Origin of the sequence: Microbacterium sp. NPDC078814, from assembly GCF_040702645.1 — a bacterium.
Classification (GTDB): domain Bacteria; phylum Actinomycetota; class Actinomycetes; order Actinomycetales; family Microbacteriaceae; genus Microbacterium.
In genome coordinates this window covers 13772-36708 of record NZ_JBFBLT010000007.1, presented here as the reverse complement: position 1 = coordinate 36708, position 22937 = coordinate 13772, and the positions used below count along the sequence as shown (strand labels likewise).

General features: G+C 71.3%; 20 protein-coding genes. 12 read left to right on the top strand and 8 right to left on the bottom strand.

Annotated elements, in window-relative coordinates; all coding sequences use genetic code 11:
* The first annotated feature begins 37 nt into the window (after positions 1–37).
* The 4 genes from AB0300_RS14370 to AB0300_RS14355 all read left to right on the top strand — a co-directional run bounded on the left by AB0300_RS14370 (position 38) and on the right by AB0300_RS14355 (position 6434).
* Entirely contained in the window at positions 38–1363 is a 1326-nt protein-coding gene (locus tag AB0300_RS14370) for an extracellular solute-binding protein (protein ID WP_366216252.1), read from the top strand.
* A gap of 11 nt (positions 1364–1374) precedes the next feature.
* Positions 1375–3180, top strand: coding sequence for a BNR-4 repeat-containing protein (locus AB0300_RS14365; protein ID WP_366216251.1), 1806 nt, complete (start codon positions 1375–1377; stop codon positions 3178–3180).
* 36 nt (positions 3181–3216) lie between these two features.
* On the top strand, positions 3217–5478 hold the full coding sequence (locus AB0300_RS14360; protein WP_366216250.1) for an FAD-dependent oxidoreductase: 2262 nt from the start codon (positions 3217–3219) through the stop codon (positions 5476–5478).
* A 68-nt stretch (positions 5479–5546) separates the two neighbouring features.
* On the top strand, positions 5547–6434 hold the full coding sequence (locus AB0300_RS14355) for a LacI family DNA-binding transcriptional regulator (protein ID WP_238695652.1): 888 nt from the start codon (positions 5547–5549) through the stop codon (positions 6432–6434).
* A gap of 11 nt (positions 6435–6445) precedes the next feature.
* On the opposite strand, the gene AB0300_RS14350 is transcribed toward AB0300_RS14355, so the two are convergent.
* Positions 6446–7255, bottom strand: coding sequence for a DeoR/GlpR family DNA-binding transcription regulator (locus tag AB0300_RS14350; protein ID WP_025105387.1), 810 nt, complete (start codon positions 7253–7255; stop codon positions 6446–6448).
* Positions 7256–7335: 80 nt separating this feature from the next.
* Between AB0300_RS14350 and AB0300_RS14345 the strand changes: the two genes are divergently transcribed.
* The 7 genes from AB0300_RS14345 to AB0300_RS14315 all read left to right on the top strand — a co-directional run bounded on the left by AB0300_RS14345 (position 7336) and on the right by AB0300_RS14315 (position 13721).
* Complete coding sequence (locus AB0300_RS14345; protein ID WP_366216249.1) at positions 7336–8310, top strand: acetylxylan esterase; 975 nt, start codon at positions 7336–7338, stop codon at positions 8308–8310.
* A gap of 123 nt (positions 8311–8433) precedes the next feature.
* Positions 8434–9009: a glucose-6-phosphate isomerase family protein gene (locus AB0300_RS14340; protein ID WP_025105385.1), complete on the top strand. Its 576-nt coding sequence runs from the start codon at positions 8434–8436 to the stop codon at positions 9007–9009.
* Positions 9010–9018: 9 nt separating this feature from the next.
* Entirely contained in the window at positions 9019–10509 is a 1491-nt protein-coding gene (xylB, locus tag AB0300_RS14335) for a xylulokinase (protein ID WP_126894147.1), read from the top strand.
* Positions 10509–11486 (top strand): phosphoglycerate dehydrogenase, encoded by a 978-nt coding sequence (locus tag AB0300_RS14330; RefSeq protein WP_366216248.1) that lies wholly within the window; start codon positions 10509–10511, stop codon positions 11484–11486. Before xylB ends, AB0300_RS14330 begins: the two co-directional genes overlap by 1 nt.
* Positions 11483–12433, top strand: coding sequence for a shikimate dehydrogenase (locus tag AB0300_RS14325; protein ID WP_366216247.1), 951 nt, complete (start codon positions 11483–11485; stop codon positions 12431–12433). Before AB0300_RS14330 ends, AB0300_RS14325 begins: the two co-directional genes overlap by 4 nt.
* Positions 12433–13401, top strand: a complete 969-nt coding sequence (locus tag AB0300_RS14320) for an aryldialkylphosphatase (protein WP_366216246.1) — start codon at positions 12433–12435, stop codon at positions 13399–13401. Before AB0300_RS14325 ends, AB0300_RS14320 begins: the two co-directional genes overlap by 1 nt.
* Positions 13402–13424: 23 nt before the next feature.
* Positions 13425–13721 carry a putative quinol monooxygenase gene (locus AB0300_RS14315; protein ID WP_025105380.1) on the top strand — a complete coding sequence of 99 codons (297 nt, stop codon included), beginning with the start codon at positions 13425–13427 and terminating at the stop codon, positions 13719–13721.
* 503 nt (positions 13722–14224) lie between these two features.
* On the opposite strand, the gene AB0300_RS14310 is transcribed toward AB0300_RS14315, so the two are convergent.
* The 4 genes from AB0300_RS14310 to AB0300_RS14295 form a co-directional block, all read right to left on the bottom strand.
* Positions 14225–15226, bottom strand: coding sequence for an ABC transporter substrate-binding protein (locus AB0300_RS14310; RefSeq protein ID WP_025105379.1), 1002 nt, complete (start codon positions 15224–15226; stop codon positions 14225–14227).
* Between the two features lie 134 nt (positions 15227–15360).
* Positions 15361–16395: an ABC transporter permease gene (locus AB0300_RS14305; protein ID WP_025105378.1), complete on the bottom strand. Its 1035-nt coding sequence runs from the start codon at positions 16393–16395 to the stop codon at positions 15361–15363.
* Positions 16395–17897 (bottom strand): sugar ABC transporter ATP-binding protein, encoded by a 1503-nt coding sequence (locus tag AB0300_RS14300; RefSeq protein ID WP_025105377.1) that lies wholly within the window; start codon positions 17895–17897, stop codon positions 16395–16397. Before AB0300_RS14300 ends, AB0300_RS14305 begins: the two co-directional genes overlap by 1 nt.
* A gap of 179 nt (positions 17898–18076) precedes the next feature.
* Positions 18077–18946 (bottom strand): sugar phosphate isomerase/epimerase family protein, encoded by an 870-nt coding sequence (locus tag AB0300_RS14295; RefSeq protein WP_126894152.1) that lies wholly within the window; start codon positions 18944–18946, stop codon positions 18077–18079.
* Between the two features lie 185 nt (positions 18947–19131).
* Between AB0300_RS14295 and AB0300_RS14290 the strand changes: the two genes are divergently transcribed.
* On the top strand, positions 19132–20133 hold the full coding sequence (locus tag AB0300_RS14290; RefSeq protein WP_249520644.1) for a LacI family DNA-binding transcriptional regulator: 1002 nt from the start codon (positions 19132–19134) through the stop codon (positions 20131–20133).
* Positions 20134–20142: 9 nt separating this feature from the next.
* Here the strand turns inward: AB0300_RS14290 and AB0300_RS14285 are convergent, their stop codons facing one another.
* From AB0300_RS14285 to AB0300_RS14275, 3 genes are read right to left on the bottom strand one after another with little or no spacing between them, the layout of a single operon-like run.
* Positions 20143–20562: an RbsD/FucU domain-containing protein gene (locus AB0300_RS14285; protein ID WP_025105374.1), complete on the bottom strand. Its 420-nt coding sequence runs from the start codon at positions 20560–20562 to the stop codon at positions 20143–20145.
* A gap of 25 nt (positions 20563–20587) precedes the next feature.
* Positions 20588–21556 (bottom strand): aldo/keto reductase, encoded by a 969-nt coding sequence (locus AB0300_RS14280; protein WP_126894154.1) that lies wholly within the window; start codon positions 21554–21556, stop codon positions 20588–20590.
* On the bottom strand, positions 21543–22838 hold the full coding sequence (locus tag AB0300_RS14275) for an L-fuconate dehydratase (RefSeq protein ID WP_085605675.1): 1296 nt from the start codon (positions 22836–22838) through the stop codon (positions 21543–21545). The genes AB0300_RS14280 and AB0300_RS14275 overlap by 14 nt, the downstream gene beginning before the upstream one ends.
* Between the last annotated feature and the right edge of the window lie 99 nt (positions 22839–22937).

Sequence of the window (22937 nt, the reverse complement as noted above, 5' to 3'; positions counted from 1 at the left end):
CTCATCCGCAGTCCCTCGAAGAAGAGAGAGCACCCTCATGTCCGAGAACACCACCGTCTCCCGTCGCCAGCTGCTGCAGTTCGCCGGGCTCGGCGCCGCCGGCCTCCTCCTCGCCGGTTGCATGCCGAGCGGCGGCGGCAGCGGCAGTCCGTCCTCCTCCCCCGGCGCCGGGCTCGGCGCGGGCGACTTCACCGCCACCGACTTCTCCTTCTCCAGCTGGTCGCTCACCGAGGAGGCCGCCGCCCCGGCCACCCGCGCGCTGCTCGACGGCTACAAGAAGACCAACGACGTCGGCATCACCGAGGTCTCCTTCCCCTACAACGAGTACTTCAAGCAGCTCATGCTGCAGGTACGCGGCGGGCAGTTCACCGGCGCCGCGCACGTCGACGTCGCCTGGCTCGCCTCGCTGGCCGCACTCGGCAAGCTGGAGGACGTCTCGGCGCTCACGAAGGGACGCGGCTACACGGCCTCGAGCCTGGAGGCCACGCAGCTCGACGGGAAGCAGTACGCCTTCCCGTGGACCATCGGCGCGATCGGCCTCATCACGAACTCCGAGCTGCTGACGAAGGCGGGGATCTCCGCGTTCCCGACGACCGTCGACGACTTCGAGGCGGCGCTGAAGAAGCTCAAGGCCCTCGGCGGCGGCCTCATCCCCTACGCCGCCTCGACCAAGGCCGCCCAGCTCAAGGACGTTCTCATCTGGATGCAGACGTTCGGCAGCGACCTCGTCAAGGACGGGAAGGTCACGATCGGCGACGACGCCAGCATCGAGGCGGTCACCTGGTACAAGTCGCTGTACGACCAGGGGCTCATCGCTGCCGACGTCGACCGCTTCGATGCCCGCTCCCTGTTCTCCCAGGGCCGCGCCGCCATCTACGACGACGCCCCCGTCGGCCGCGCATCCGTCACGCAGGACTCGCCGGATCCCGACCTCGCCTCCAAGCTCGTGCCCGAGTCCCGGCCGGTGCTGAAGAAGGGCGACACCCCGCGCGCTCTCGTCTGGGGCGGCGCCATCGCCATCGTCGGCGGCGGCTCCGGCGACAGCACCCGCACGGCCGCCGACTTCGGCCAGTGGGCCACGAGCGACCTGAAGGCGGTGCTCGGCGACTACGAACTGCGCGGCCTGCCGCCCGTGACCGAGGAGGCCCAGGCCTCGAAGGAGGTGGCGTCCGACGCGTTCGGCTCGCGCTTCGCCGAGAAGATCACGGCGACCGCCACCACCAACCCGTTCTGGCAGTACCCGCAGTACGCCCAGATCGAGACGGTGATCGCCGACCGCGTGCAGGCCGTCCTCGTCGGTCAGCAGAGCGCCAAGGACGCGATGGCGCAGGCCGGCGACCAGGCGCAGAAGCTGCTGGGCTGAGGAGCATCGCCATGACCCTCCGCTCGAAGGTCGGCGCCACCGCTGCCGCCGCCCTCGCCGCACTCGTCCTCGCCGTGCCCGCTCCGGTCGCTGCCGCGACCCCCGACGTCGAGACCGTGCCCGTCACGGTCGACAGCTCCAACCAGTCCGGCTGGTGGAACCCGCTCGTCGTCGACGGCGACGAGACGTACTTCGCGTACAACGTGCCCGGCTCGGTGGCCGCGAAGCACCAGGTGAACCTCGCCGTCCGCGCCGCCGACGGCACGTGGACCTCGGGCTGCCTGCGGCTGGCGACCGGGGCCTGCGCGGAGTACCTCGACGACAACGGCCACAACCAGCCGTCGATCGCGATCGACGGCGACGGATACATCCACGCGTTCGTCTCGATGCATCACGAGCCGTGGAAGTACTTCCGCTCCACCGCGCCCTACGACGCGACCTCGCTCGTCGACGTGAGCGCCGAGATGCCCGACGCCGGGGCCGCGGTCTCCTACCCGGTCACGGCGCAGGGAGCCGACGGCGACATCTGGCTCATGGTGCGCATCGGCGCCGACCCGCAGGCTCGCCGCGACGGGGTGCTGTACCACTACGACCCCGTGGCCGGGACGTGGAGCCGCGAGACGACGATCGCCGCCGCCGTGAACCACTCCTTCTACCCGGACGACCTCGAGGTCGATGCCAGCGGCAAGGTGCACGTGCTGTGGGAGTGGGGCCCGTGGCCCGCTGATCCCTATCGCCACCTCGGCTCCTACGCGGTGTACGACCCTGCCGCAGGCGGCTTCCGCGACGTCGCCGGGCAGGCGCTGCCGACCCCGATCCGCCCGGACACCCCCGGCGCCGTCGTGTGGCGCGGCTACGAGCCCGGCGAGACCATCGGCGACGCCGTGCCCGCGGTGCAGACCGCGAAGATGGCCCTCGCCGACGGTGAGCTCGTGGGCGTGACCTACCGGTACGCGGACGAGACCGAGAACGCCTTCGACGTGCGGTGGACGACCTGGACCGGCTCCGCCTGGACGAGCGAGACCCTCGTGGACACGGACGCCCTCGGTGGCGGCGTGCAGACCATCGCGGCGCTCGACACCACCACCGCCGGCGGCGAGACCCGCGTCTACGCCGTGGTGTCGGTGCAGGACTGCGGCATCACCCGCAGTCAGACGGTGCTGCTGACCGCCGGGGCCTCCGGATGGACCGCCGACGCCGTGGGCGATCCGGTCGTGGGCCAGCAGCGCCTCCGCGCGGCGACCCGCACGGACGGCACCGACATCGTCTACCTCAGCGCCCCCGCCGTTCCCAGCGGCGGCACGCTGCGGCACGCCGAGATCCCGCGCGACGGGCAGCCGGGGGCGACCACCCTCCCCGCCATCGTCGCCTCCCTCCGGGGCGACGCCGGCGGCGAGAACCTGGCGCTCGGCAGCACTGCGACCGCCTCGTCCCAGCTCCGCGCCGACACCGGCCCGGAGAAGGCGATCGACGGCGGCTGCACGGATGCGAGCCGGTGGATCTCGGCGGCCTCCGACACCCAGCCGACCATCACGGTCGAGTGGGACGAGGCCGCGCCGCTCGACGTCGTCCGGGTCCGCAGCGGATACACGGTCGGCCCGCCGCAGACCTCCGTGCTGCGCGACTTCACCGTCGAGCTGCGCACCGCGAGCGGCTGGGTCACGGTCGGCACCGTCACCGGCAACACCCAGACGACGGTCGTGGTCGACGCCCAGGGGCGGACGGCCGATGCCGTGCGCCTCGTCATCACCGACCCGTCCGACTCCGCCACCGACGTCGCCCGCGTCTACGAGATCGAAGCGATCGCCGCGCGCTGAGCGGCATCATCCCCCTCCCGAAAGGAACCCATCCCCATGCGCACCCAGACCGTCGAAGCCGACATCATCGTCGTCGGCGGCGGCCTCGCCGGAGTGAGCGCCGCCGTCGCGGCCGCCCGCCTCGGCCGACGTACCGTGCTGATCAACAACCGGCCGGTGCTCGGCGGCAACTCCTCCTCGGAGGTGAGGGTCTGGGTGTGCGGAGCGACCGCCCACGGCAACCAGCGGTGGGCGCGGGAGACCGGGATCATCGGCGAGATGTACCGGGAGAACCAGTTCCGCAACCCCGAGGGCAACCCCGTGTACTGGGATGACGTGGTGCTCGACATCGTGCGCCGCGAGCCCAACCTCACGCTGTTCCTCAACACGGAGGTGCTCGAGGCCGAGGCCACCGGACCCGACGACGCCCGTCGGGTCCGGTCGGTCACCGGCTGGACGATGGGCTCGGAGATCCGCACCGTCTTCCGCGGGCCGCTCTTCCTCGACTGCACCGGAGACGGCCTGGTCGGACGGCTCGTCGGCGCCCGCCACCGACTGGGCAAGGAGAGCCGCAGCGAGTTCGGCGAGGACTGGGCGCCCGAGCAGCCCGTGCGCGAGTTCCTCGGCTCGACGCTCCTCTTCTATACGAAGGATCTCGGGCACCCGGTGAAGTACGTCGCGCCGGAGAGCGCGAAGGACATCTCGACCACCCCGATCCCCTCGTCGCGCATCATCCGCAGCGGCGACAGCGGCGCGCACTACTGGTGGATCGAGTGGGGCGGCACGCTCGACATCGTCGACGACAACGAGGCGATCCGCGACGAGCTGCGGTCGGTGATCCTCGGCATCTGGGACCACATCAAGAACTCCGGCGAGTTCGACGCCGACAACCTGACCCTGGAGTGGATCGGCAACATCCCCGGCAAGCGTGAGTACCGTCGCTTCATCGGCGACTACACGCTGCGCCAGCAGGACATCCTGGAGCAGACGTCGTTTGACGACGGCGTCGCGTTCGGTGGCTGGTCCATCGACCTCCATCCCGCCGAGGGGATGTACGCGACGGGGGCGGGCGCGGTGCAGCGCTTCTCGGACGGCGTCTTCGAGATCCCGTTCCGCACGCTCTACTCCGTCAACGTCGACAACCTGCTCATGGCGGGCCGCGACATCTCGGCCACGCACATCGCCTTCGGTGCCGCCAGAGTGATGGCCACGTGCGCCGCGATGGGCGAGGCCGCGGGCACCGCCGCCGCCCTCTGCTACGCGCACGACGCCACGCCCCGCGAGCTGTACGAGCACCATCGTGCGGAACTCCGGCAGACGCTGCTCCGCGCCGACGCCTCCCTCATCGGAGTCGCGAACGAGGATCCCTCCGACCTCGCCCGCACCGCCGCCGTCACCGCGTCCAGCACCCTGCGCACGATCGGCACCCCGGAGACCGCCGCGGCCGCGGCGGCCCCGCACACCCTGACGGACGACCTCGGCATCGTCGTCCCCGTGCACCCGCGCCTCGACACGACCGAGCTGCTGCTCGGCGCCGAGGCCGACACGCAGGTCACGGTGGAGGTCTGGTCCACGGGCCGCCCGCAGAACATCGTGCCCGCGGTTCTCGAGCACCGCACCGTGATCGACGTCCCCGCCGGTGTTCCGACCTGGGTGCGGGCGGACACGCCTTTCGCCCCGGAGGACCCGCAGAACGCGATCATCGTGCTCCGCGCGAACCCGCAGGTGCAGGTGCAGCTCGCCGACGAGCTCCCGCCCGGGGTGCTCACCCTCGTGCACCGGGTCGACAACGACGACCGGAACGTGCAGGTCGACCGCGACGGTCTCCTCGTGCAGTGGCCGACCAAGCCGCTGCGCGGGCGGGTGCCCGCGTTCCGCACGAGCCCACACTCCGAGGCCACCGCGCCGCAGCGCGCCGTCTCCGGGTACAACCGCCCGTTCGGCGGACCGCACCTGTGGGCGTCCGCCCCGGAGGCCGAAGGCCCGCAGTGGCTGCGCCTGGACTGGGAGCAGCCGGTCACGGCCTCCGAGATCCGCCTCGTGTTCGACGACGACGTGGACCTCGAGCTCAACACCCTGCACCACCACCGCAGCCCCGACGAGGTGCTGCCCCAGCTCGTGCGCGACTACCGGGTCGAGGTGCAGCAGGCGGGTTCCGAGGAGTGGCGCACCGTGGCGGAGGAGCGCGACAACCGCCATCGTCTGCGGGTGCATCCCCTGCCGGACGACCTCGGCGCCCTCGCGGCCGCCCGCCTCGTGGTGGAGCGGACGAACGGCGTCGCGGAGGCGCGCGTGATCGCGTTCCGAGTGCAATCGTGACGGAGAGCGCTAACGTGAAGGGCATCCGTCGTCCCGGCGGAGACCGTCGTCCCTCCAGGAGGCCGCAGGTGACCACCTCGCCCGGCGGCCGCGTGCTCCCCGTCGCGCGGGCCACCCGCACGGGACTCATCGCGCTCGCGGTGCCGCATCTGGAGGAGCCGTACTTCGCGGAGCTCGGCTCGCGCATCGTCCGCGGCGCCGACGACCGAGGGCTGGCGGTGCTCATCGTGCAGACCGAGGGGGATCACGGCCGCGAGATCGATGTCGCCAACGGCGTCGGCCTGCCGCCCATCGACGGGCTCATCCACATCCCGCGCTCGCTCACGGTCGCCGACCTCACGCGCCGCACCTCCCCCGGGCCGCTCGTGCTGCTGGGCGAGCACATTCAGGTGAGCCCGTTCACGCACGTCACGATCGACAACCGCGCCGCTGCCTACACCGCCACCGAGCACCTGCTCGCGGTCGGCTGCCGCCGCATCGGCTTCGTCGGACGCCGCGACGCCCGCCCCTCGGACGCCGCCGACCGTCGGCACGCCGGGTACCTGGAGGCCCTGGCGGCCGCCGGGATCCCCGCCGACCCCGCCCTCACCGCGCAGGTCGACGCCTTCACGGCCGAGGAGGGCGAGCGCGTGGCGGGCGCCATGGCCGCCGCGATCCCCGATCTCGACGGCATCGTCTGCTCGAACGACTCGGTCGCCCTCGGTGCACTGGCCGCTCTCCAGGCCCAGGGGCGGAGCGTGCCGGGAGACGTCGCCGTCGTCGGCATCGACGACATCCGAGCCGCACGCTTCGCCGTGCCCGCCCTCAGCACCATCGCCCCCGACCACGCCCGCCTGGTGGACGCGGCGTTCACGGAGCTCGAACGGCAGATCGCCGCGCCGCCGGGAGCCGATCTCCCGGTGCGGCACGTGACGGTCGGCGCCCGGCTGATCCCGCGGGCGAGCACGGCCCGATGACGGCGGCGGACTCAGTCCGCGAGGGCCGTCGCGAGCGCACGCTCGTCGCCGCCGTCGCGCGGCGCGACGTGCAGGGTGCCGACGTGGGCCGCGAGCAGCTCCCGGGCGCCGTCGTCGAGGCCGTCGTCGGTGACGAGGCGGTCGATGTCGCTGAGGTCGGCGACGGTCGTGAGTCCGACCACACCCCAGCGGGTGTGCTCGGCGAGGACGACGACCTCCCGGCCCGCAGCCATGAGCGCCCGGTTGGTCTCGGCCTCCAGCAGGTTCATGGTCGTGATGCCGGCCTGCTCGTCGAGGCCGTGGGCGTCGAGGAACACGAGATCGCAGTGCAGGTGCTCCAGGGCGCGGACCGCGACCGGCCCGACGAGGGCCTGCGAGGGCGTGCGCACGCCCCCGGTGAGCACGACCGTCTGCGTGTACGGGGCGTCGGCGCGATCCGGCGGCGAGAACAGGTCGGAGACCGGCAGGGCGTTCGTGACGATCGTGAGCTCGGGGACGCGCACGAGCTCCCGCGCGAGCGCCAGGGCCGTGGGTCCGCCGGAGATGCCGACCGCCATTCCGGGCTCCACGAGATCCGCGGCCGCCGCGACGATCGCGCGCCGTTCGGCCGAGGCCGCCGGAGCCGGAACCAGACGTTGGAGGCCCCGCGCCCGCACGCCGCCACGGATGCGCTCGACCGCGCCCTCCTCGGCCAGCTGATCGATGTCGCGCCGCACGGTCATCTCGCTGACCTGCAGCGTGGCCGCGAGCTCGCCGATGGACGCGGTACCGCGATCGCGGGTCAGGGCGAGGATGCGCTCGCGTCGTTCCGTGACCAGCACGCGGTCTCCTTCCGATGGAGCCTCCAGTCTGCCACGCACCCCCGCCCGCCCCACTCCCGGAACAGGATCCCTCAGCCCGCATGACCTTCCCCGAGCCCTACGCCACCTGGTTCCCCGATGCCACGTTCGACGGCAGCTACGGCCGCACCGAAGCCGACCTCCGTGCCGTGCGCCCCGTGCCCGCGCCGCACGGGTTCGCCGACCGCTGGCGACGCTGGCGGCGGGAGGCCGCCGCGGTGGACGCCGCCCCCGTGGTCCTCTCCACCTCCGAGGAGCACGGCCGTCGGATGTCCGTCGTCGAGCATGCCGGCGTCGACGGTGTGCGGCTGCGGGCCTGGGTGGTCGAACCCCTCGACGGCCCTCCCCGCGCGGGCGTCGTGCACGGCCACGGCTACGGGGGTCGCGACGCGGCCGATCTCGCCCGGGTGCCGGACGACGTCGCGGCGATCTATCCCGTGGCCCGCGGGCTCGGCGTGCTGAACGCGGGGATCGGAGCGCCCGAGCCGACCCCCGAGCACGTGCTCGCGGGCATCGACGATCCGGAGCGCTACGTGCTCGGCCTCTGCGCCCGTGACCTGTGGCTGGCGGCCGACGTCCTCGTCTCGGTCGTCGGCGCGCTTCCTCTCTACTACGTCGGGGAGAGCTTCGGCGGCGGCATCGGCGCGCTCGCCCTGCCGTGGGACGACCGGTTCGTGGGGGCCACCCTCATCGTGCCGAGCTTCGGCCAGTACGACGAACGGCTGGCGGTGCCATGCCTGGGGAGCGGGGAGACCGTGCGTCAGCACGTCCTGCGGCACCCCGAGGCCCGCGAGGTGCTGCGCTGGTTCGACTCCTCCACCGCGATCGGGTTCACGGAGGTGCCGGTCCGGGTCGAGGCGGCCCTGTGGGACCAGTACGTGCCGCCGCAAGGGCAGTTCGCGGTCGCCGCCGGGGCCCGCGCCCTCGACCTGGCCGTCCTTCCCGCCGGTCACGCCGAGTACCCGGGGTCGGCGGAGGTGACGGCGGCCGCCATCCGCGGCGGGCGCGAGCACCTCGAGCGCGTACTCGCCGGCTGACGGCCGTCGGGCGCGCGTCCTCCTCCGCGCAGGAGAGCACTGGACGCAACCTGTCATAACAGGTACAGTGAGCTTGTCATTACAGGTTGCGCGACGACGCAGCACCCGTTTCGAGGAGCATGGATGCCCGAGTACCAGACCCCGCCGATCTCCCCGATGGCGATCGCCTTCGACGCCGAGAAGCTCACCCTCTCCCCCGAAGGCCCCACCCTGACCCGGCGGATGTCCGACCTCGAGGGCCTGTTCCGCGACCACGACGCCTGGGCGGCCGCCGCCGCGGGCGAGGACCCGATCGTCTACACGGTCGTCAGCTCGCCGGTCCCCGAGATCGAGCGGGAGCTGCCGCAGTCGATCACCACGATCATGCCCGGCGACACGGGCGGCGAGCTCTGGATGACGAAGGGCCACCAGCACCCCGACCACCAGGGCGAGATCTACCTCGCGCTGCACGGCCGCGGCGGACTGCTCATGTTCGACGGCGAGCGCACCGAGTGGCTCGACATGCTCCCCGGCACCATCGGCTACATCCCGCCGGGCTGGGCGCACCGCTCCGTGAACACCGGGGACGAGCCGTACTCCTTCCTCGCCGTGTACCCGGGAGGCGCCGGCCACGACTACGGCTGGGTGCTGGAGCACGGCATGGGCTCGCGGGCGTTCCGCGCGGAGTCCGGCGTCGACCTGCGCCCCTACGCGGAATAGGCTCCGGCCATGATCATCGCCCACGACCTCGGCACCACCGGGAACAAGGCGTCCCTGCACCACGACGACGGTCGTCTGATCGCCGCGGTCACCGTGCCGTACCCGGCCCACTTCGCGGCCGGCGGCGTCGCTGAGCAGGACCCGGCCGACTGGTGGCACGCGGTCGTCACGGCGACCCGCGACCTCCTCTCGCGCACCGGCACCGCCGCCGCCGAGGTCGCGGGCCTCGTGGTCAGCGGACAGATGATGGGCGCCGTGCTGCTCGACGCCGACGGCGAGCCCGCACGACCCGCGATCATCTGGGCCGACACCCGCGCCGGCGCCCAGCAGCGCGAGCTCGAGGCGGCGGTCGGTGCCGAGCACGCCTACGGGATCCTCGGCCACCGCCTGAACCCCACCTACTCCCTCGAGAAGATCATGTGGGTGCGCGACAACGAACCCGAGGTGTGGCAGCGCGTGCGCCGGGTGTGCGTCGCCAAGGACTTCATCGTGCTGCGGCTGACCGGGCGGCTCGCCACGGACCGGTCGGACGCCTCGGGCACCAATGCGTACGACCAGGTCGCGGGCACGTGGTCGCCGGAGATCCTCGCCGCCGCGCGGCTCGACCCCGCCCTGTTCCCCGAGATCCTGGAGTCGACGCAGATCGCGGGCCCGCTCACGCCCGCCGCGGCCGAGGCGCTCGGGCTGCACATCGGCGTCCAGGTCGTGATGGGCGGGGGCGACGGACCGCTCGCCGCGGTCGGCTCCGGCGTCGTGGCCCCGGAGGACGGCGCCTACGTGTGCCTCGGCACCTCCTCGTGGATCTCCTTCGCGGCCGACGCCCCGCTGCACGACCCCGCGATGCGCACCTTCACGTTCGACAACGTCGTGCCCGCGTCGTTCGTGCCGACCGCGACCATGCAGGCCGGCGGCGCCTCGGTGCAGTGGATCGCCGAAGCCCTCTCCGTCGACCCCGCACACCCCGAGACGGGGCGCCTCGTCGCCGAAGCCGCGAGCGACATCGACACCGACGACCTCTACTTCCTCCCGTACCTGCTCGGCGAGCGCTCCCCGCTGTGGGACCCGGATGCGCGCGGGGCCTTCGTCGGTCTCGCCCGCCACCACGGGCGCGCCCACCTCGTGCGCGCGGTCCTCGAGGGGACGGCGTTCAACCTCCTCACCTGCATCCAGGCGTTCCGCGAGGCCGGCGCGACGATCGACCGCATCGACGCCGTCGGCGGCGGGGCGCAGAGCGACGTCTACCTCGCCGTCCTCGCCGACGTGTGGGGCGTGCCGGTGCGGCGCCGCACGATCGTGGAGGAGGCGAACAGCCTCGGTGCCGCGGTCACGGGAGCCGTCGGCCTCGGCCTCACCGACTTCTCCGCCGCCCGGGCGCTCAGCGAGGTCACCGCCGAGTTCACGCCCGACCCGTCCCGGCATGCGGTCTACGCCGAGCGCCACGCCCGCTTCACCGACGCGTACACGGCCCTCGCACCGTGGTTCGCGGGAAGGCCGCGCTGATGGGCGTCATCCTCGTCACGAGCCGCTCCTTCTCGGACGGCGACCTCGACTTGGTCGGGCGCGCCGCGCAGGCCGGACACCGTATCCTCCGCGGACCCGCCCATCACGACCTCGACGAGCTGCGCGTGCTGCTGCACGGTGCCGACGCCTGGATCGCCGGCACCGGACCGGTCACCGACGCGCACCTCGCTGCCGGCCCGAAGCTCAAGGTCGTGGCGCGCTACGGGGTCGGCACGGAGGCGGTGGACCTCGCGGCGGCGCGCGACCGCGGCATCCCGGTCACGAACACCCCCGGCGCGAACGCGGATGCGGTCGCCGACCACGCGGTCGGCCTCATGCTCGCCGCCCTGCGCACCATCCCGGACGGCGACCGCCGCGTGCGGACCGGCGACTGGAGCGTGCGCCGCGGACGGGAGCTCGGCGCCGCGACCGTCGGCATCGTCGGCTTCGGGCGGATCGGCCAGGGGGTCGCGCGGCGACTGAGCGGGTTCGGTCCGCGGCTGCTCGCCTCCGACCCGTTCCTCCCCGCCGACCTCGTGCGGGACCACGGCGCCGACCCCCTCGGCCTCGACAAACTGTTCCGCACCGCCGACGTGATCACCCTGCACGCCCCCGGCGGTCAGCGCCTCGTCGACGCCGAGCGCCTCGCCGTGATGCGACCCGGCACCGTACTCGTCAACACGGCCCGCGGCGACCTCGTGGACGAGCAGGCCGTGGCGGACGCGCTGCGTGACGGCACCCTCGCCGGGTACGCCGCCGACACTCTCGACGGCGACACCGCCGCGCACGACAGTCCCCTGCTCGACCCGGCTCTCGCCGACCGCGTCATCGTCACCCCGCACCTCGGTGCCCAGACCACCCAGGCCGTCGACAACATGGGAGAGCTGTCGCTCGCGGATGTGCTCGCCGTCCTCCGCGGCGCCGACCCCGCCCACCCCGTGCCCCTGCCCGCGTCCGCTCCCGAGGAGAACCGATGACCACCGCCGCGACGTCCGCCGCACCGTCCGCCACCGCCGACTACATGGGCTTCGTGGGCGTCACCACCGCCTCGTCGTCGATCATGAAGGTGTTCCCGCTGTGGGCCGACATCCTCGGCCTCCCCACCCGGACCCTCGTCGGCCACGACCTGCCGATGGACGCCGACCCCGCCCAGTACCGCGCCATGGTCGAGCAGATCCGCGATGACCCGCACCACCGCGGCGCGCTGGTCACCACGCACAAGATGAACGTGTACGCGGCGGCGTCCGACCTGTTCGACGACCTCGACCCGTTCGCCGTGTCCTGCGCCGAGATCTCCAGCATCGCCAAGCGCGGGTCCACGCTGTCCGGCCGCGCGAAGGACCCGATCACGGTCGACCTGGCGCTGCGCGACTTCCTCCCCGCCGACCACTTCGCGCGCACCGGTGCCGAGGTCGTCATCCTGGGTGCGGGCGGATCGGGCACCGCGCTGAGTTGGGCCCTCGCCGAGCGGGAGGATGCCCCGGTCCTCATCACCGTCACCGCGCGCACGCAGGACAAGCTCGACCACCTCCGCGAGGTGCACCGCCAGCACGGCACCCCCGAGGGACTCCTCCGCTACGTCGTCACCGAGACGCCGGAGGAGGCCGACGCCCTGGTCGCCGCCGCGCCCGCGGGATCGGTCGTCGCGAACGCCACCGGGCTCGGCAAGGACCGCCCCGGCTCCCCGCTGACCGACGCCGTCGTGTTCCCCGAGGGCGCGTATGTGTGGGAGTTCAACTACCGCGGCTCCCTGGAGTTCCTGCACCAGGCCGAGGCACAGGAGGACGACCGCGACCTGCACGTGGTCGACGGCTGGCGGTACTTCATCCACGGCTGGTCGCAGGTCGTGGCGGACGTGTTCGACCTCGACCTCACGCCGGAGACCGTCGAGCGCCTCGCGGAGGCCGCGGAGTCGGTGCGCTGATGCCCGCCGTGCGGACCGTCCTCGGCGACCTCGACCCGTCGCGGCTCGGGCGCGTGGACTACCACGAGCACCTCTTCCAGGTGTCGCCGCTGCTGGTCGGGGACGAGCTCGACGACGAGGCCGCGTCCGGCGAGGAGGCCGGTCTGCTGCGGGCGAGCGGCTTCGAGGCCATGGTCGACGCCACCCCGTTCGGCCTCGGTCGCGACCCGGCCGCCGTCGCCCGCATCAGCGCCGCGACCGGACTGCACGTGGTCGCCACGACGGGTCGGCACCGCGAGGCCCACTACGGCCCCGACCACCCGATGCAGGTGTGGGGCGCGGACCGCCTCGCCGCCCTGTTCGTGTCCGACCTCACGCGGGGGATGCCGGCGGACGACACCGCGGTGTTCGAGACGCCCGACGTGCCCCCCGCCGCAGGTCCCGACGGGCAGCCCGTCCGCGCCGGCATGCTCAAGGGCGGGGCCGACTACTGGCGCCTCAGTCCGTTCGAGCGCACGACCCTCGTCGCCGTGGCTCAGGCGCACCGCGAGACCGGAGCCCCCGTCATGGTGCATCTGGAGTTCAGCACCGCGGCCCACGAGGTCCTCGACCTGCTGGCGGCCGAGGGGGTGCCGGCGGATCGCGTCGTGCTGGCCCACGCCGACCGCGACCCCGATCCCGGTCTGCACGTCGCGTTGGCCGAGCGCGGCGCCCACCTCGGGTACGACGGCTTCGCCCGCCCGCGCACCCGCTCCGACGCCGAGCTGCTGGCGCTCACGGTCGCCGTGGTGGAGCGGGGAGCCGGCGACCGGATCCTGCTCGGAGGCGACGTCGCCCGGCGCACCCGGTACATCGCCTACGGCGGCATGCCCGGTCTCGCCTACCTCGGCGACCGCTACCTTCCCCGGCTCCGCGAGGCCGTGGGTGACGACGCCGTGCACCGGATGCTCGTGACGACCCCCGCGCGCTTCCTGGCCCTCCACTCCTGACCACCCGAACCCGAGGAGTCGTCATGCCCGAACCCACCGTCCTCCACGCCGTCTTCACCGCGCAGCCCGGAGCCGCCGACCGGGTCGCCGCGCTGCTGCGGGACTTCGCCGAGGTCGTCCGCGCCGAGGAGGGCAACATCGTCTTCGACGCCCACCGCCTCGTCGACGACCCCGACCGCTTCTTCGTCTACGAGGTCTACCGCGACGAGGACGCCTTCCAGGCCCACCTGCACGCACCCGCCGGCGTCCCCTTCAACGCCGCCCTGCAGGAGCTCATCGTCGAGCCCACCTCGATCCTCACGTTCCTCCGCCCCCTCTGACCCCCTCCTCCCCTCCGTCTCCCCGTTTCACCTGCACGACCTCGCGACGCCCGCACGCCCGTTCCGGCCTCCCCGTCGTGCCCTCGTCCCCCCGTCGTGCATCCGTCCCTCGCGTCGTGCCCCGTCCCCCGGGGACGGTCCCCTCGGGCTGACCGTCCCCGGCCCGAACGACTCCGCTCGGCCCTCCGGTTTCACCTGCACACCCCCGTCACGACTGCACGACCGAACCGCCCATCCGGCCACACATCGGTCCCCGCGTCGTGCATCCGTCCCATCCACGGCCCAGCCCCAGACCCTCCCCGGACCTGGACCCCAGACCCACCCGACTCCGGACCCGGTTCGTCTGCACGATCCCGATACGGGTGCACGAGGAAACCGGGGATCCGGTCGTGCAGTCGCCCCGGGATCGTGCAGCCGGACCACGGACCCACGGTCCCGGGACCGAAGTTCCCCCGGACACGACGAAGCCCCCCGCCCGAAGGCGAGGGGCTCCGTCGTGCGAGTCACTCGTAGAGGACCGCGGCGATCTTGTCGTCCTCGATGTTGTTCTTGTCGTACCAGTAGGAACCGGTGTCGTAGAACTCCTCGACGTCGTCGCCGTTGGCCGCGTCGTAGGCCGCCTGCACGACCTGGGCGCCGATGCCGATCGGGTCCTGCGTGATGGCGCCGGCCATGGTGCCGTCCTTGATGGCGTTGATCTGGGCCGCACCGGAGTCGAAGCCGACGATGGTGATCTTGCCCTTCTCGAGGCCGAGCTCGTTCACGGCGTTCACGACGCCGATGGCCGAGCCCTCGTTGGTGCCGTAGATGCCCTTGAGGTCGGGGTGGGCCGCGATGAGCGTCTTGGCGATGTCGGCCGACTTCAGGTGGTCGCCGTCACCGTACTGGATGTCGACGATCTCGATGTCGGGGTAGTCCGCCTCGATCTTCTCGACGAAGCCGTCGCGACGCTCGACACCGGTCGAGTTAATCTGCGAGTGGCCGACGATGGCGACCTCACCCTCGCCGCCGATCAGCTCGGCCATGTGCTCGGCCGCCAGCGCGCCGGCGACCTTGCTGTCCGTCGCGGAGAGGCTGAGTCCGACGTCGCCGTTGCACGGGGCGTCGAAGTAGACGACGGGGATGTCCTTCGACTTCGCCTGCTCGAGCGGGGCGACGCACGCCTCGGGGTCGAGGGCGGCGTAGGCGATGGCGTCCGGGTTCTTGTCGATCGCGGCGGTCAGCATCTCGAGCTGCTGCGCGATCTCGGTCTCGGCGGCCGGGCCCTCGAAGGTGATCTTGACGCCCAGCTCCTGGGCCTTCTCCTCCGCGCCCTTCTTGACGGCCTGCCAGAACTGGTGCTGGAAGCCCTTCGAGACCATGGCGATGTACATCTCGCCGTCGCCACTGCCGGTGTCGCCGCCCGAGCCCTCTTCGATCACGTCGCCGCCGCCGGCACAGCCGGCGAACACGAGCGCGGATGCGGCCACGAGTGCCGCGAATGCGGTCTTCTTGCCGAATTTCATGGAAACTCCGTTGTTCTGTGTGGGTGCCGGCCAGGACCGGCGGGTGGACATTCGTGGTGCCTGTGCGGAGGGTTCCGCGGGGTCCGGCCGGAGCCGGGGACGGCGGCGGGCACGGGTTTCGCCGCCGCCGTGTCTCAGGTCCGCTGGCGGTTGCGCAGCGAGTCGAGGAAGACGGCCAGCAGGACGACGACGCCGACGACGATGTTCTGCCACTCGGGCTGGATCGACATGATCCGGAGGCCGTTGACGAGGACGCTCATGATGAGCGCACCGATCACGGTGCCGAGGATCGAGCCGCGGCCGCCAAGCAGCGAGGTGCCGCCGATGATCACGGCCGCGATGGCCTGCAGCTCGTAGCCGGTGCCGATCTGCGGCTGGGCCGAGTCGAGGCGGGCGGCGATCACGATGCCCGCGATGCCGGTGAAGGCGCCGGCGAACATGTAGATGAGGATCGTCCAGCGGCGGGTGTTGACGCCGGAGAGGCGCGTGGCCTCCTCGTTCGATCCGATCGCGAACGTGTACCGGCCGAGCAGCGTCTTCGACAGCACGAGCCAGGCGACGATCGCGAGGGCCGCGGTGATGAGCACCGCGTTCGGGATGCCGGGGATGAGCACGCCGAGCGCGATCTTCTTGAAGTCGGGAGCCGAGGTCGAGAAGTAGATCGGCGCGACGTTCGAGATCACGAGGGCGAGGCCGCCCGCGATCATCATCATGGCCAGCGTCGCGATGAACGGAGGCAACCGCAGGAACGTGATGTTGACGCCGTTCACCAGCCCCATGAGCACACCGGTCGCGATGCCGCCGAGCACACCCACCCACACCGGCAGGCCGAGGTTGGTGATGAGGACGCCGGTCATCACGGCGCAGAGCGCCATGCCGGTGCCGATCGACAGGTCGATGCCGCCCGTGATGATGACGAACGTCGTGCCGAGGGCGAGGATGCCGATGACCGCGGTCGACAGCAGCACCGTGGCGATGTTGCTGAAGGTGAAGAAGTTCGGGCTGGCGATCGAGAAGAAGATGACCAGGACGATCAGGGTGCCGAACGCGAGCGACTGCTGGAACTGCCGCTTGAGGAACCCGGCGACGTCGCGCTTGTCGGTGTCCTCGTTGACGGCCGTCTGGATGATCGTCGTCGTCGACGATCCGGACTGCTGTGGGGTGCTCATCAGTCTTCCTCCCCGTGGGCTGCGAGTTGCATGATCTTCTCCTGGCTGGCTTCCTCGTTGCGGAGCGTCCCGGTGATGCGACCGTTCGCGAACACGGCGATGCGGTTCGCGACCCGGAGGATCTCGGGGAGCTCCGACGAGATGACGATGATGGACTTGCCCGCGTCGGCGAGCTGCTGCATGAGGCGGTAGATCTCCTCCTTCGCGCCGACGTCGATGCCTCGCGTCGGCTCGTCGAAGATGAGGATGTCGCAGTCGCGCATCAACCACCGGGCGATGACGACCTTCTGCTGGTTCCCTCCGGAGAGGAGCTTGACGACCTGGTTGACCGAGGGGGTCTTCACCCGCAGCTGCTGCACGTACTCCTTGGTGCGGTTCTTGGCCTTGCTGTCGCCCATCCACCCGATTCCGTTGGCGTAGGAGCCGAGCGACGCGAGCACGGTGTTGAAGGTGACGTCCTGCTCGAGCATGAGGCCGAGCAGCTTGCGGTCCTCGGAGAGGTAGCCGACGCCGTGCTTGACCGCGTCGGCGGGCTGCGCGATGCGGACGGTGCGCCCACCGATCGTGATCGTGCCGCCGTCACGGTGGTCCGCGCCGATGACGGCACGGGCGGTCTCGGTGCGGCCGGCGCCCATGAGGCCGGCGAATCCGAGGATCTCGCCCTTGTGCAGCTGGAACGACACGTCCTTGAGGAGCTTCCGCGTGGAGAGCCCCTGCACGTCGAGCACGATCGGGTCGTTGAGGTGCTCCCGCGCCTGCGGGCGGGTGCCCTCGTCGATCACGCGGCCGACCATCATCTCGATGATCGTCGGAATCGTGATCTCGGACTTGTCGAGTGATCCGATGTATGTGCCGTCGCGGAGCACGGTCACCCGGTCCGCCAGGCGGCGCAGCTCGTCCATGCGGTGCGAGATGTACACGATGCCGGTACCACGGGCCTTGAGCTGCTCGATGAGGACGAAGAGGGTCTCGACCTCGCTGTCGGTGAGGGCCGACGTCGGCTCGTCCATGATGAGGACCTTGGCGTTGAAGGACAGCGCCTTGGCGATCTCGACCATCTGCTGCTCGGCCACCGTCAGCTCGCCCACGCGCTGGCGCGGGTCGAGGTGGATGTCGAGGCGCTGCAGCAGCTCGGCCGTCTGCCGGTTGAGCTTCCGCTCCGACAGGAACGGACCCGTCGTGGGCTCGCGGCCGACGTAGATGTTCTGCGCGACCGTGAGGTCGGGCATCAGGTTGAGCTCCTGGTGGATGATCGTGATCCCCAGCTCCTGCGCCTGCAGCGGGCTGGTGAGCTCGACCTCCTGCCCCTCGAACGTGATCGTGCCCTCGTCCTTGGTGTAGATCCCGGAGAGGATCTTCATCAGGGTGGACTTGCCGGCACCGTTCTCACCCACGAGCACGAGCACCTCGCCGGCGCGCACCTCGAGATGCACGTCCTTCAGCGCCTGGACACCGGGGAATCCCTTGCTGATCCCCTCGACCCTCAGGATGGGTCCACTCATGCGCTCACCTGCTTCCTTGAAGGTTCTGTCGCGATTGCGGCGGACCGTTCCGCCGTAAACATCGGATCAATTCTGCGACCTGCACCCGGGTCAGTGCAAGTTGTATCTAAATGTATCTAACGATCGGCGGCGAGGGAAGACCTGTAATAACATCTTGGTCTCGAACCGCCGCCCGAGCGTCAGTGGAGGCGGATCGAGTCCACCGCGACGAGCTTGTCGCGGATGTAGGCGTTCGCGTGCGCACCCAGCTCGTCGTTGTCGGTCCAGAGGTTGCGCCAGATGCCGAGCATGCGGCTGAGGTCGGGCGCCACCACCGCCGAGGAGAACGACTCGAACACGATGGGGCCGTCGTAGCCGATGCGCCCGAGCGCCTTGAAGAACGTGTCGAAGTCGACCGTCCCGGTGCCGAGATAGCCGCGGTGGCTCTCGCCGATGTGCACGTACCGCAGGGCGGGAGCCGCATCGAGCACCGGCGCGAACATATCCGACTCCTCGATGTTCATGTGGTACGTGTCCAGGTGGATCCCGAGGTTCGGGCGGTCGACCTCACCGAGGTACGCCAGCGCCTGCCGAGCGGTGTTCAGCACGTTGGTCTCGTAGCGGTTGACGACCTCGAGCGAGACCGAGACCCCCCGCTCGGCGGCGTGGTCGGCCACCCGGGCGATCGTGCGACGGCTCGATGCGAGACCCTCGGGCGTGACCGGATCCATGTACTTCTTCATGGCGCTGTAGATCACCCCGCAGAAGTGCGCACCGCCGAGGTCGGCGAGCACGTCGACCGCGCGGAGCAGGAGCGCCTCGCCCGCGGCGACCACGGCAGGGTCACCGCTCGTGATGTCGGTCTCATCGGAGAGCCCGAGCGAGGCGCTGACCGCGAGTCCGTGCTCCGCGAGGGCGGCCTGGGCGGCGGCGACGTCGAACGAGAACGGGTCCATCAAGGGGAACTCGATGAGGTCGAAGCCCGCCTGCTTCGTCTTCTCGACCGCGAGCCGGATGCCGTCCGCGTCGAAGGTCCCCGTCCAGACGAGTCCGTGGCAGCCGATGTTCATGAGCGCTCCTCCGGCGGGTGTCCGGCACCGTCGCCGCGCGGACTTGGCACGTTACAAGCCCGGTGTGCGAGTCACGCTACGTCGCCATCCGCCAGGGTGTCAAGAACTTTCTTGGCACGTTACAACTGGTCCGCTAGCCTGGGCCTCATCCGGCCGCGCCTGCGGTCCATCGCCGAAGGAGGCCCATGTCCGCGAGCGTGAAGGATGTCGCGGCTCTCGCGGGGGTGTCGGCATCGACCGTGTCGAACTACCTCAACCACCCGCACGTCCTCGGGGCCGCCAGCCGGGAGCGGGTGCGGGCGGCGATCGCCGAGCTCGGCTTCGTGCCGAACGAGTCGGCCCGCCAGCTCCGCGCAGGATCGAGCAAGGCCCTCGCCCTCATCCTCCTCGACGCCTGGCTGCCCTACTTCAACGACCTGTCCCGCGGCGTCGACGACGTGGCCCGTGAGGGCGGCTGGTCGCTCTTCTTCAGCGACAGCGCCCGCGATGCCGCTCGCGAAGAGCAGAACATCGACATGTTCGAGGCCCACCGGGTGCAGGGCATCGTGATCTACCCGCGCGGCGATGTCGTGCCACGGCTGGAACAGCTCGCTACCCGCGGGATCCGCTCGGTGGTCGTCGGCCCCATCCGGGATTCGCCTTCCGTCGCCGCGGTCACCTTCGACGACCGCGGCGGCGGACGCCTGGCCGGGGAGCACCTGCTCTCCCTCGGCCGTCGCCGCATCCTGTTCCTCGGAGCCCCGACGGTGAGCCAGTCGAACGATCGTCTCGCCGGGCTGCGCGACGCGGTGGCGGGGACCGACGCCCGTATCTCCGTCCTCGACGTCGAGCATCTCACGACCGAAGACGGCCTCCGGGCCGGGGCGCACCTGACGGATCTCCCGGCGGAAGAGCGTCCCGACGCGGTCTTCGCCGCGAACGACGGGGTGGCCCTCGGCGTGCTGACACAGCTGCTCCGCCACGGCATCCGGGTGCCGGAGGAGATCGCCCTCGTCGGGTTCGACGACGTGGCCGCCGCACACCAGGGCGTGGTGCCGCTGACGAGCATCCGGCAGCCCGGCTACGAGATCGGTCGCGCCGCCGGGGCCGCGCTGCTGCAGCTCCTCGCCGATCCGACCGCCGCGCCTCCGGCACCCACGCCGTTCCCCGCCGAGCTCATCGTGCGGGAGTCGACCGTCGGGCGCTGAACCCCCGGGTCAGGCCGAGGGGTGGCCGACCACACCCTTCCGGAGGAGTGCGTTGCCGTACTTGCGCGTCTCTCCCGTGCGCACCATGAGGTACGCCTCCTTCGCCACCTCGTAGTACGCGAAGCGCTCGACGAAGCGCGTGGTGTCGAGTTCCGTGCCGGCGGCGGCCATGAGTTCGCGCTGCACGTCCAGCACCTCGCCGTCGGCAGAGGTCATCAGATCGATGCCCGGCGCGTCGTCGAGCGGCAGCACGCTGCGGATGGCCGCGACGACCTCGGGCGTGGTGGTGCCGGGAAGATCGACCACGCGCGCCCCGAGACCCCAGGCCGGGAAGTGCGCGTCGGCGACGACCACGGCGTCGGAGTGCCCCATCCGGTCGAGATGCAGCAGCAGCTCCCCGGTCAGCAGCGGGTGGATTCCTTCGAGCACGGCGGCTCCTCTCGGTGGATGGAGGTCAGGAGGCGGGGATCAGGCCCTCGGCCGCGAGGTTCTCCCACAGGGCCGACGGGATCTCCCGGGCAGCGTACTCCGCGTTCTGCCGGAGCTGCGCCGGGCGACTGCCGCCGACCACCACGGAGCGCACCACGTCGGACTGGAGCGGGAACCGGATCGCCGCGGCCGGCAGGGGCACGTCGTGATCGGCGCATACCGCAGCGATGCGCACGAGGCGGTCCCACAGCTCGTCGGGGAGCTGTCCGTACTCGTACCGGCCGTCCCTCCGCGGCTCGTTCGCCGCGAGGAGTCCGGAGTTGAACACCGACGCCGCGACGATCCCCGTCCCGGTCTCGCGGCACGCGGGCAGCACGTCGACCGCGGCGGGCTGCTCCAGCAGCGTGTACCGACCGGCCACCATCACGAGGTCGAGGTCGGCGGAGCGCACGGATGCCGCGAGGGCGTCCGACACCATCGACCCGATGCCGATCGCGGTCACCTCGCCGTCCGCGCGCAGCTGCTCCAGGGCAGGAAGAGCCTCGGCGAGCGCGAGGTCGAGGTCGTGCCGCTCCGGGTCGTGCAGATAGAGAAGGTCGATGCGCTCGATGCCGAGCCGCTCGCGGGACTCGTCCAGGCTCGTCCGGATGCCGTCCGCCGAGAAATCCCACACGCGCTGGAGGTCGTCCGGCACGTGGAAGTCGTTCGCGGTGTCGAGGCCGCCGGCGTGGTCGGGGTTCGGGCGCAGCAGCCGGCCGACCTTGGTCGAGAGCACGTACTCGTCCCGCGGCTTGGTCTGCAGGAAGGCACCCAGACGACGCTCGGAGAGCCCGAGGCCGTAGTGCGGAGCGGTGTCGTAGAAGCGGATGCCGCTCTCCCACGCCGCATCCAGCACCGCCCACGCGTCGTCGTCGGACAGCTCACGGAAGAGGTTGCCGACGTTCGCGGCACCGTAGCCGAGGGTCGGGACGGTCAGGCGGTCAGGCGTGGACATGCGCACCCGTCCAGGTGTACTCCGCGATGCTGTCGGCCTTCATCTCCATGCCCGTGCCCGGTGCGGTGGGAGCCATGTAGGAGCCGCCCTGGATGTCGGTCGGCACGACGAAGTGCTCGTGCAGGTGGTCGACGAACTCGATCAGGCGGCCCTCGCGGGTGCCGGAGACGGCGACGAAATCGAACATCGACAGGTGCTGCACGGCCTCGCACAGCCCCACGCCTCCGGCGTGCGGGCACACCGGCACGTCGAACTTCGCCGCGAGCAGCAGGTTGGCGATGTTCTCGTTGACCCCCGCGACGCGGACGGCGTCGATCTGCATGACCGAGATCGCGTCGGCCTGCAGGAGCTGCTTGAAGATCATCCGGTTCTGCGCGTGCTCACCGGTGGCGACACGGATGGGCGCGACGCCGCGGGCGATCTCGGCGTGGCCGAGGATGTCGTCGGGGCTCGTGGGCTCCTCGATCCAGGCGGGGTCGAACTCGGCGAGCGCGTTCACCCATTCGATCGCCTCGGACACCTCCCAGCGCTGGTTCGCGTCGATCGCGATGGGGAAGTCCGGGCCGCACACCTCCCGCGCCTTGCGGAAGCGGCGGATGTCGTCGTCGAGGTCCGCGCCCACCTTGAGCTTGATCTGCGTGAAGCCGTCGGCCATGGCCTCGCGGGCGAGGCGCTCGAGCTTCTCGTCGGAGTAGCCGAGCCAGCCGGGGCTGGTCGTGTATCCGGGGTAGCCGGTGGCGAGGAGCTGCTGCTCGCGCTCGGCCCGGCCGGGCTCCGCCGCGCGCAGGATCTCCAGTGCCTCCTCGCGGGTGAGGGCGTTGGTGAGGTAGCGGAAGTCGATGAGGTCGACGAGCTCCTCCGGGGTCATCCGGGCGAGCAGCTGCCAGAGCGGCAGGCCCGCGCGCTTGGCCTTGATGTCCCACAGCGCGTTGACGACCGCGCCGATGGCCATGTGCATGACGCCCTTCTCCGGGCCCAGCCAGCGGAGCTGCGAGTCGCCGATGATCTCGCGGAAGGTGCCGCCCATGTCGTCGAGCAGCGGCTCGATCTCACGCCCGACGAGGTGCCCGGCGAGCGCGTCGATGGCGGCGACCTGCACGTCGTTGCCGCGGCCGATCGTGAAGACGAAGGCGTGCCCCTCGATGCCGTCGCCGGCGTCCGTGCGGACGATGACGTACGCGGCGGAGTAGTCGGGGTCCGGGTTCATCGCGTCGGAGCCGTCCAGGCTCAGCGACGTGGGGAAGCGGATGTCGGTGGTGTCGAGGGCGACGATACGGCTCACGGGGTTCCTCTCCATGCGCGGGTCGTTCTTCCGCGCGGATCTCTTGGAGTGTAAACATCCGATGTCTATACTGTCAACGAGACCGGCCGCTGAGCAGCG

Coding starts and splice junctions, on each gene's coding strand:
- AB0300_RS14370 (WP_366216252.1), top strand. CDS start 38: ATGTCCGAGAACACCACCGTCTCCCGTCGCCAGCTGCTGCAGTTCGCC.
- AB0300_RS14305 (WP_025105378.1), bottom strand. CDS start 16,395: ATGAGCACCCCACAGCAGTCCGGATCGTCGACGACGACGATCATCCAG.
- AB0300_RS14280 (WP_126894154.1), bottom strand. CDS start 21,556: ATGTCCACGCCTGACCGCCTGACCGTCCCGACCCTCGGCTACGGTGCC.
- AB0300_RS14320 (WP_366216246.1), top strand. CDS start 12,433: ATGCCCGCCGTGCGGACCGTCCTCGGCGACCTCGACCCGTCGCGGCTC.
- AB0300_RS14300 (WP_025105377.1), bottom strand. CDS start 17,897: ATGAGTGGACCCATCCTGAGGGTCGAGGGGATCAGCAAGGGATTCCCC.
- AB0300_RS14290 (WP_249520644.1), top strand. CDS start 19,132: ATGTCCGCGAGCGTGAAGGATGTCGCGGCTCTCGCGGGGGTGTCGGCA.
- AB0300_RS14315 (WP_025105380.1), top strand. CDS start 13,425: ATGCCCGAACCCACCGTCCTCCACGCCGTCTTCACCGCGCAGCCCGGA.
- AB0300_RS14330 (WP_366216248.1), top strand. CDS start 10,509: ATGGGCGTCATCCTCGTCACGAGCCGCTCCTTCTCGGACGGCGACCTC.
- AB0300_RS14360 (WP_366216250.1), top strand. CDS start 3,217: ATGCGCACCCAGACCGTCGAAGCCGACATCATCGTCGTCGGCGGCGGC.
- AB0300_RS14365 (WP_366216251.1), top strand. CDS start 1,375: ATGACCCTCCGCTCGAAGGTCGGCGCCACCGCTGCCGCCGCCCTCGCC.
- AB0300_RS14345 (WP_366216249.1), top strand. CDS start 7,336: ATGACCTTCCCCGAGCCCTACGCCACCTGGTTCCCCGATGCCACGTTC.
- xylB (WP_126894147.1), top strand. CDS start 9,019: ATGATCATCGCCCACGACCTCGGCACCACCGGGAACAAGGCGTCCCTG.
- AB0300_RS14295 (WP_126894152.1), bottom strand. CDS start 18,946: ATGAACATCGGCTGCCACGGACTCGTCTGGACGGGGACCTTCGACGCG.
- AB0300_RS14340 (WP_025105385.1), top strand. CDS start 8,434: ATGCCCGAGTACCAGACCCCGCCGATCTCCCCGATGGCGATCGCCTTC.
- AB0300_RS14310 (WP_025105379.1), bottom strand. CDS start 15,226: ATGAAATTCGGCAAGAAGACCGCATTCGCGGCACTCGTGGCCGCATCC.
- AB0300_RS14325 (WP_366216247.1), top strand. CDS start 11,483: ATGACCACCGCCGCGACGTCCGCCGCACCGTCCGCCACCGCCGACTAC.